Raw genomic sequence first — 7,574 nt, 5'->3', positions numbered from 1 at the left:
CCCCCCCCCCCCCCCCCCCCCCCCCCCCCCCCCCCCCCCCCCCCCCCCCCCCCCCCCCCCCCCCCCCCCCCCCCCCCCCCCCCCCCCCCCCCCCCCCCCCCCCCCCCCCCCCCCCCCCCCCCCGCCCGCCCCCCCCCCCCCCCCCCCCCCCCCCCCCCCCCCCCCCCCCCCCCCCCCCGGGTCCCAGCTCTCACCGCTGTTCGGGTAGGCGACCAGTGGCTTGCCGGCCGGCGCCGCGGCGCGCAGGGCCGCTGGCAGCGCCGACGGCGCGGTGCAGTTGACGCCGACGGCGACCACCTCGTCGACGCTCGCGGCCATCGCGTACACGTCGGCCGCCCGCTCGCCGCGGCGGGTGCGGGCGACGCCATCGTCGTCCACCACGGTGGTCAGCGACAGCCACATCGGCACACCCAGCGCCTGCGCCTCCAGCAGCAGGGCCTCCACCTCGGCGGCGGCCGGCACCGTCTCGCAGGCCAGCACGTCCGCGCCCGCGTCGGCCAGCAGCGCCATCCGCGGCCGGTGGAACTCCCGCAGCCGCTCGACACCCACCTCGGAGACGTAACCGCCGGTGTACTCGGAGCCGTCGGCGAGCATCGCCCCGTACGGGCCGACCGAGCCGGCCACCCACCCCGGCCCCTGGCCCTCCCGGGCCAGCGCCACCGACGACGCGATCAGCCGGCGCGCCTCGGTCGCGCCCACGCCGGCGGCGGCGAATCCCGCCACGGTGGCCTGGTAGCTGGCCGTCGTGGCCACCTGGGCACCCGCGGCCGCGAACGCCGCGTGCGCGGCCACGATCGCCGCCGGGTCGTCGCGCAGCAGCCGCGCCGACCACAGCGCCGAGGAGACGTCGTGACCGCGCGCCTCCAGCTCGGTGGACAGGCCCCCGTCGAGGACGACGGGTCCGGCGGCGAGCGCATCGGCCAACGGAGGCATGCCGTCGATCATCCCGCGGTACAGGGCTGTCCATGGTGTTCATCTGGAGCAGCGGCTGGGGTCCTCGTCGGCGGCGTCCCCGGTACGGGGGCGGTTACCGCGGGCACTACGCGGGCCACTACCGCCGCGGGTACGGACCGCCGCCCGGCTACGGCTACGGCCGGCGCAACGACTCGTGCCTGCGCGATCTCCTGTTCCTCAACACCGGCTGCTGCCTGGCCAACGCCGTCGGGTGCGGCATGGACCTGCTGCTGGTCGCACCGCGTTCGCTGCCGGCGATCCGGGAGGGCCGGCAGGGCAGCGGCGCGGCGGCCCACCTGATCGCCGCCGTCCGCTACTACCAGCGGGAGATCAGCCCGAAGCGCCGGCCGTGCTGCCACTTCACCCCGACGTGCTCGGCCTACGCGATCGCGGCGCTCGAGACCCACGGCGCGCTGCGCGGCTCCTGGCTGACCCTCCGCCGCCTCGTGCGCTGCCGCCCCGGTGCGGCTGCCGGTGCCGATCCGGTGCCCGCCTGACCCCTCGCCGGGGTCAGCCCCAGGGGTGATCGCCTACGGTGCGGCGGTGACCCCCGGGGACGGCGCGACGGCGGGTTCCGCGACGTGGCGCGACGCCGCGTGGCGGGCCGCCGCCCTGGACTGGGCTGCGGCTCGGCTGGTACGCGCGGGGCTCGAGCCGGACGGCCCGACGGAGCAGCCGCACGTGCGGGCCTGGTCCACGGCCTTCCGCATCCCGGTGCGGGGCGGGGACGCGGTGTGGCTGAAGGCGGTCGGGCCCGGGTCCGCCCAGGAGCCGGTGCTGGCCGAAGCGCTCGGGCGCTGGGCGCCGCAGTGGGTGCTGCCGCCGATCGCGGTGGATCGGGAACGACGGCTGGTGCTCCTGCCCGACGGCGGGCCGACGCTCCGCGGGACGGGCTCGACCGAGCCCGCCGCGTGGGCGCGATGCTCGCCGACCACGGCCGCCTGCAGGTCGAGGTCGCGGAGCACGCCGAGGAGCTGGTGGGCCTGGGCGTGCCCGACCACCGGCCGGAACGCCTGCCCGAGCTGGTGGAGGACCTGCTGGCCGACGACGAGGCGCAGCGGCCCGGCCGCCCCGACGGCCTCGCCGCCGACGCCCGCGCCCGCGTGCTGGCCCGCCTCGGCGAGTACGCGGGCGCGTGCCGGGAGCTCGCCGACGGCGGCCTCCCGGCCACCGTGCAGCACGACGACCTGCACGACGGGAACGTGTTCGTCCGCGACGGCCGCCACCGCTTCTTCGACTGGGGCGACGCCTCGGTGGCCCACCCGTTCCTCGTCCTGCTGGTCGCCCTGCGGTTCGCCGGCCGCGTGCTCCGGTTGCCCGATGGCGACCCGGCGCTGCGCCGGCTGCGCGACGCCTACCTCGACCAGTGGCTCGACTTCGGCGCGGCCGAGGACCTGCGGCGGCAGTGCGATCTGGCGCTCCACGTCGCCCCGCTGCAGCGCGCGCTCACCTGGCGCCGGATCCTGCGCGGCGTGCACCCGACCGAACGCGCCGAGTGGGCCGGCCAGGTGGCCGGCTGGACCGCCGAGCAGCTGGAGCGGGGACCGCTGCCGCCCGGTCGCTGACCCCGTCGGCCAGACTGGTGCGGTGCCCCTGACCGACGACCCCTCCGGTGACCTCGCCGTCACCGGGTCCCTCGTCGTGCCCGCGGCCGCCTTGTCGTGGCGGTTCTCCCGGTCATCGGGCCCCGGCGGACAGGGCGTGAACACCGCCGACTCGCGGGTGGAGCTCTCGGTCTCGCCCCTGGACCTCCCGGGCCTCAGCGACCAGCAGCGGGCACGGCTGGCGTCACGGCTCGGGACCCGGCTGGTCGACGGCGTGCTGACGGTCGTCGCCAGCGAGCACCGGCAGCAGCTGCGCAACCGGCAGGCCGCCCGCGAGCGCCTGGCGGCCGTCCTGCGTGCCGCACTGGCCCCGCCGGCTCCGGCCCGGCGGCGCACCAAGCCCACCCGTGGCTCGAAGGAGCGGCGGATCGAGGCGAAGAAGCAGCGCGGCCAGCTGAAGAAGCAGCGCCGCAACTGGGACTGACGGTCGGACGTTCCCGCGGGAACGTCCCCGCGGGAACGTCCCCGCACCGGCCGGTCAGCTCAGCCGCTGCTGCAGGTGCACCGTGACCTCCTCGCCCGCCTGGCTCTTGCCGATGGCCGAGCAGATCGCCGCGCGCAGGGGCAGCCAGTGCGGGCCGGTGCCCGACGGCATGAGGGTGGCCGCGAAGGCGTACCCGTCGGCGGTGCCGGTCACCTTCACCGCCCGACGGGTGCCCAGGAGCTCCGCGGAGTCCGGCACGACCAGGTACGTCGGGAAGGCGCCGTCCTTCTCGATCGGCGCGGTGAAGGTGAGGTCCAGCGTGGTGGAAGGGTTCATGCCTCCGTAGACCGGAGCGGAACCGGTAACTCATCGCGGCGCCGCAGCAGGTACGCCCGCTCGCGGTCGTTCCGGACCAGCCGGAGAGCGGCGTCGTAGGTGACCCGCGCGTCGGCGGTGCGGCCGAGGCGGCGCAGGAGCTCGGCGCGGACGGCGGGCAGGAGGTGGTCGTGGGGGAGCTCCAGCCGGTCCACCAGCGCCAGCCCGGCGGCCGGCCCCTCGACCTCGGCGACGACGACGGCGCGGTTCAGCGCGACGACCGGGCCCGGCGCGAACGCCAGCAACTGGTCGTACAGCGTCAGGACCTGCCGCCAGTCGGTGTCGGACGCCGTCGGCGCGTCGCTGTGGACGGCGGCGATCGCGGCCTGCAGCTGGTACGGGCCCGGGCGATCGCGCCGCAGGCACTGCCGCACCAGCGTCTGGCCCTCGCCGATCAGCTGCCGGTCCCACCGCGACCGGTCCTGCTCGGCCAGCGGCACGAGGTCGCCGTCGGCCGTGCTGCGGGCAGGTCGCCGCGACTCGGTGAGCAGCATCAGCGCCAGCAGGCCGGTGACCTCGGGCTCGTCCGGCATCAGCTCGGCCAGGAGGCGGCCGAGCCGGATCGCCTCCGCGCACAGGTCCGGGCGCACGAGCTGGTCCCCGGACGTGGCGGTGTGCCCCTCGGTGAAGACCAGGTGGACGACGGCGAGCACGGCCGGCAGCCGATCGGGCAGCTCCGCCTCCCGCGGCACCCGGTACGGGATCCGGGCCGTGCGGATCTTGGCCTTCGCGCGCACGAGGCGCTGGGCCATAGTGGCCTCGGGCACGAGGAACGCCGCCGCGATCTCGGTGGTGGTGAGGCCGCCGAGCAGCCGGAGGGTGAGCGCCACCCGGGCCGGTGTGGCCAGCGCCGGGTGGCAGCAGGTGAAGATCAGGCGCAGCCGGTCGTCGTGCACGGGTCCCTCCTCGACGGGCTCCGGGGCGCCGCCGAGCAGCGCGGCCTGCAAGTACCGGTCGGTGCGCACGGATTCCCGCCGCCAGCGGTCGATCGCCCGGCGGCGGGCGGTCGTGACGATCCAGCCGGCCGGGCTCGGCGGGATCCCCTCGACCGGCCACCGGGCGAGGGCGGTGAGGAAGGCCTCCTGGACCGCCTCCTCGGCGGCGTCGACGTCGCCGAGGAGGCGGATCAGGACGGCGACCGCCCGGCCGTGGTGCGCGCGGAACACCCGCTCGACCTCGGCGACGGCGTCGTCCACGGGCGTCAGAAGGTCTGCGCGACGGGCCGGACCTCGACCGGCAGGCCGCCGAGGACACGGGCCAGCTTGCCGGCCCAGCCGAGGGCCTGGTCCAGGTCGTCGGCCTCGATCACGTCGAACCCGCCGATGAACTCCTTGGCCTCGGCGTAGGGGCCGTCGGTGACGAGCACGTCGGCGCCCTCGGCGCGGACGACGCTCGACGCCTCCGGCTGGTGCAGCGCAGCGGCGAAGACCCAGGCGCCTGCCGCCTGCATCTCCGCGTTGAGCGCCGCCAGCTGCTCCATCACCGGCGCCAGCTCCTCCGGCGGGGGGACCTCGCCGACCGGCTGGATGATGCTCAGCAGGTACTGGGCCATGGTTGCCTCCTGGGGTTCGGCGCCGGTCCGGTGCCGGTCGCTCACCCCCTGTACGAGCGGGGACCGGCCGGATCGACACCTTCGCGCGGAAATCTCCGCACGGCCAGGACCGGCGCCGCGCCCGCCGCGTCAGCCGGCGAGGACGGCGGCCATCACCCGCCGGGCCCGTCGGCCCTCAGGCACCGGCAGCAGCGGGTGCACGTGCACCAGGCCCTCCTCCTCGTGGTGGTCGACCGGCACTCCGGCCGCGCGGGCGCGGTCGACCAGCAGCCGGGTGTCCGGGCTGGTGATGTCGCGGGTACCGCTGAAGACGGTCAGCGGACCGAGCCCGGCCAGCTCCCCGAACAGCGGGCTGACCAGCGGATCGGTGAGCGGGAGGTCGCCGCGCCAGAGCTCGATCGCCGCCCGGGTGCCGGGGCGGGCCAGCCAGGGGTCCTGCGGCTCGACGAGGTCGATCTCGGGGTTGGCCAGGGTCAGGTCCAGCGCGGGGGAGACGAGCACGGTCCGGTGCAGCGGTGGCACGCCCCGGTCGCGCAGGAGCTGGGCGGCGGACAGCGCGATCTGACCGCCGGCCGAATCGCCCACCGCGGTGACCTGCCCGGCGCCGTACCGGTCGACCAGCGCGCCGACGAGGTCGGCCACCTGGGGCACCACCGTCGCCGCCGTCCCCACCGGCGCCAGGGGGTAGACGGGCACGGTGATCGCGGCGCCGCTGCGGGCGGCGAGCCGGGCGACCAGGCGCCAGTGCAACGGGTGGATCTGGTTCACCCAGGCACCGCCGTGCACGTAGACGGCAGCACGGTCCGGCATCCGGGTCCGGGGGAGGACGCGGTAGACCGGCCAGCCGGTCGCGTGGCCGACGTCCACCGCGACCTCGACCGGGCCGAGCCCCCGTGGTGGTCCGTACGGCGCCGGGCGCAGCAGGCGCTCCTGGACGCCCCGCAGCATGAGCTCCGGGCGCTCGAACTCCCGCCGGAAGCGGAGCAGGCGGAGCAGCGGGGGGAGCAGGCGGCTGGCAGGGCTGGGCACGGGGCCTCCGGGGTCGGCAGGTCGGGGGCGTCCGGGCTCCGGACGGCGGTCAGCTCAGCGAGAGCGGCTCGCGGACGAGGACCCACAACGGCAGCTCGTCGTCGGTGGTGCGGGTGGTCTCGGTGACCTGGAAGCCGAACCCGCGGAAGAACCGCACGTTCGCCCACCCGAACACCGCGGCCGCGGCGGGCGTCCGCTCGGCGTCGCAGCGCACCAGCACCGGCGCCAGCACGGCAGCGGCCAGGCCGCGCCGGCGGGCGGAGGGCCGGACACCGAGGTGCCGCAGCCGCCAGTGCGGCCGGTCGGGCAGCGCGGCGGTCACCAGGGCCTCGGTCTCGGCGACCACCCGGGCGCGGTCCCCGGAGAGGTAGGGGAGCTCACGCGCCAGGGCGACGCGCACGTCGTCCGGCAGGGGCCGGGTGCCGGGCGCGCCGGCCGGCGGCTCCCAGACGGCGACGGCGTCGCGGTCCTCGGTGACCCAGGCGGTGCCGGTGGCGACGCCGCGGTGGGCGGCGTCGAGCTCGTGCAGCCGGGTGAGCCGCTGCATGCGGCCGTCGTCGGGCAGCGCCCAGCGGGTCCAGCGGGAGTCGGCCAGGGCGACGGTGAGGGTGGCGGCGATCGCCGGGACGTCGCGCTGCTCGGCCACCCGGACGTCGGGCCCCGGTTCGTCGGGGTCGTCGATCCGCCGGACGATCGGGCCAGAGGGCGTCACCCCCGAATCCCACCACGAGCCCGGCACGCGCACGGGGCCGCCCCGGTGGGGCGGCCCCCGCTCGTGGCCCCCTGCAGGGTCCCGCCGCGAGCCTGCGAGTGGCGGGGGGCAGGGGGTCCTCTCAGAAGCCGGCGCGGTCGACCTTGCGGTGGTAGCGCTCGCCGAGCTTGCCGCCGAGGACGGCACCGACGAGGGTCAGCACCAGGACCGCGATCAGGGCGATGATGCCGCCGGTCGTGGCGGTGCCCTCGTCGATGGGGATGCGCGGCAGGTTCAGCTGCTGGAGCACGTTGTACTCGGAGCCGAAGAGCAATCCGGCCACGGCCAGCGCGAGGACGACGAGCAGGCCGATGACCCACACGGCGATGCCCTGGCGGGCCCCGTCGAAGCGCGCCATCCGGCCGGCGACGTAGCCGCCGGCCAGGTAGGCGAGGAAGAGGACGACCAGCAGGACGATGCCGCCGACGATGCCGATCGTGCTCGCCTGCTCGGTGGCCTCCTCGACCGACGGGACGCCCTCGGTGAGGCCGACGGCGACACCGGCGGCGCTGATCAGCGCGATCAGCAGGACGGCCAGCCCGTTGGCGGAGAGCCAGCCGAAGAAGGCAGCGCCCCACTTGATGCCGCCGTAGCGGGAGTGCTGGGCGTCCACGGCGTCACGGCCGGCACCCCGGGTGGGGTGCGCTCCGTCCGGGCGGATGCCGGCGTCGTCGCCGTGCGCGGAAGCTGGGGTGGACATGCAGGGGACTCCTCGGACGAGGGAACGGCGGGCGGGATCGCCGGCCGGTGGTGCGGGGGGGGGGGGGGGGGGGGGGGGGGGGGGGGGGGGGGGGGGGGGGGGGGGGGGGGGGGGGGGGGGGGGGGGGGGGGGGGGGGGGGGGGGGGGGGGGGGGGGGGGGGGGGGGGGGGCCCGCGCGGGGCTGG

Annotated in this window: 10 protein-coding genes; 3 read left to right on the top strand and 7 right to left on the bottom strand. The window is 77.3% G+C overall.

Translation table 11 applies throughout. From position 1 onward, the window contains the following. Window positions 1–933, bottom strand: a 933-nt coding sequence (gene mmuM / locus ACI8AP_RS20865; protein WP_456591289.1) for a homocysteine S-methyltransferase, incomplete at its 3' end; no start/stop codon positions are given. 32 nt (window positions 934–965) lie between these two features. Between mmuM and yidD the strand changes: the two genes are divergently transcribed. From yidD to arfB, 3 genes are all read left to right on the top strand, one after another. Continuing rightward, complete coding sequence (yidD, locus tag ACI8AP_RS20860) at window positions 966–1,451, top strand: membrane protein insertion efficiency factor YidD (protein ID WP_456591288.1); 486 nt, start codon at window positions 966–968, stop codon at window positions 1,449–1,451. 414 nt (window positions 1,452–1,865) lie between these two features. After that, window positions 1,866–2,519: a phosphotransferase gene (locus ACI8AP_RS20855; RefSeq protein ID WP_456591287.1), complete on the top strand. Its 654-nt coding sequence runs from the start codon at window positions 1,866–1,868 to the stop codon at window positions 2,517–2,519. Window positions 2,520–2,541: 22 nt separating this feature from the next. Further along, window positions 2,542–2,982, top strand: a complete 441-nt coding sequence (gene arfB, locus ACI8AP_RS20850) for an alternative ribosome rescue aminoacyl-tRNA hydrolase ArfB (protein ID WP_456591286.1) — start codon at window positions 2,542–2,544, stop codon at window positions 2,980–2,982. Window positions 2,983–3,036: 54 nt separating this feature from the next. On the opposite strand, the gene ACI8AP_RS20845 is transcribed toward arfB, so the two are convergent. From ACI8AP_RS20845 to ACI8AP_RS20820, 6 genes are all read right to left on the bottom strand, one after another. Continuing rightward, window positions 3,037–3,318 carry a DUF1905 domain-containing protein gene (locus ACI8AP_RS20845; protein WP_456591285.1) on the bottom strand — a complete coding sequence of 94 codons (282 nt, stop codon included), beginning with the start codon at window positions 3,316–3,318 and terminating at the stop codon, window positions 3,037–3,039. Beyond that, complete coding sequence (locus ACI8AP_RS20840) at window positions 3,315–4,553, bottom strand: RNA polymerase sigma factor (RefSeq protein WP_456591284.1); 1,239 nt, start codon at window positions 4,551–4,553, stop codon at window positions 3,315–3,317. Before ACI8AP_RS20840 ends, ACI8AP_RS20845 begins: the two co-directional genes overlap by 4 nt. 5 nt (window positions 4,554–4,558) lie before the next feature. Then, on the bottom strand, window positions 4,559–4,909 hold the full coding sequence (locus ACI8AP_RS20835) for a YciI family protein (protein WP_456591283.1): 351 nt from the start codon (window positions 4,907–4,909) through the stop codon (window positions 4,559–4,561). 129 nt (window positions 4,910–5,038) lie between these two features. Next, window positions 5,039–5,938, bottom strand: coding sequence for an alpha/beta hydrolase fold domain-containing protein (locus tag ACI8AP_RS20830; RefSeq protein WP_456591282.1), 900 nt, complete (start codon window positions 5,936–5,938; stop codon window positions 5,039–5,041). A gap of 49 nt (window positions 5,939–5,987) precedes the next feature. Further along, window positions 5,988–6,650, bottom strand: coding sequence for an N-acetyltransferase (locus ACI8AP_RS20825; protein ID WP_456591281.1), 663 nt, complete (start codon window positions 6,648–6,650; stop codon window positions 5,988–5,990). A 121-nt stretch (window positions 6,651–6,771) separates the two neighbouring features. Then, window positions 6,772–7,389, bottom strand: a complete 618-nt coding sequence (locus ACI8AP_RS20820; protein WP_456591280.1) for a hypothetical protein — start codon at window positions 7,387–7,389, stop codon at window positions 6,772–6,774. Between the last annotated feature and the right edge of the window lie 185 nt (window positions 7,390–7,574).

Source organism: Blastococcus sp. SYSU DS1021, assembly GCF_054050995.1.
This window is presented reverse-complemented; position numbering and strand designations above follow the sequence as displayed.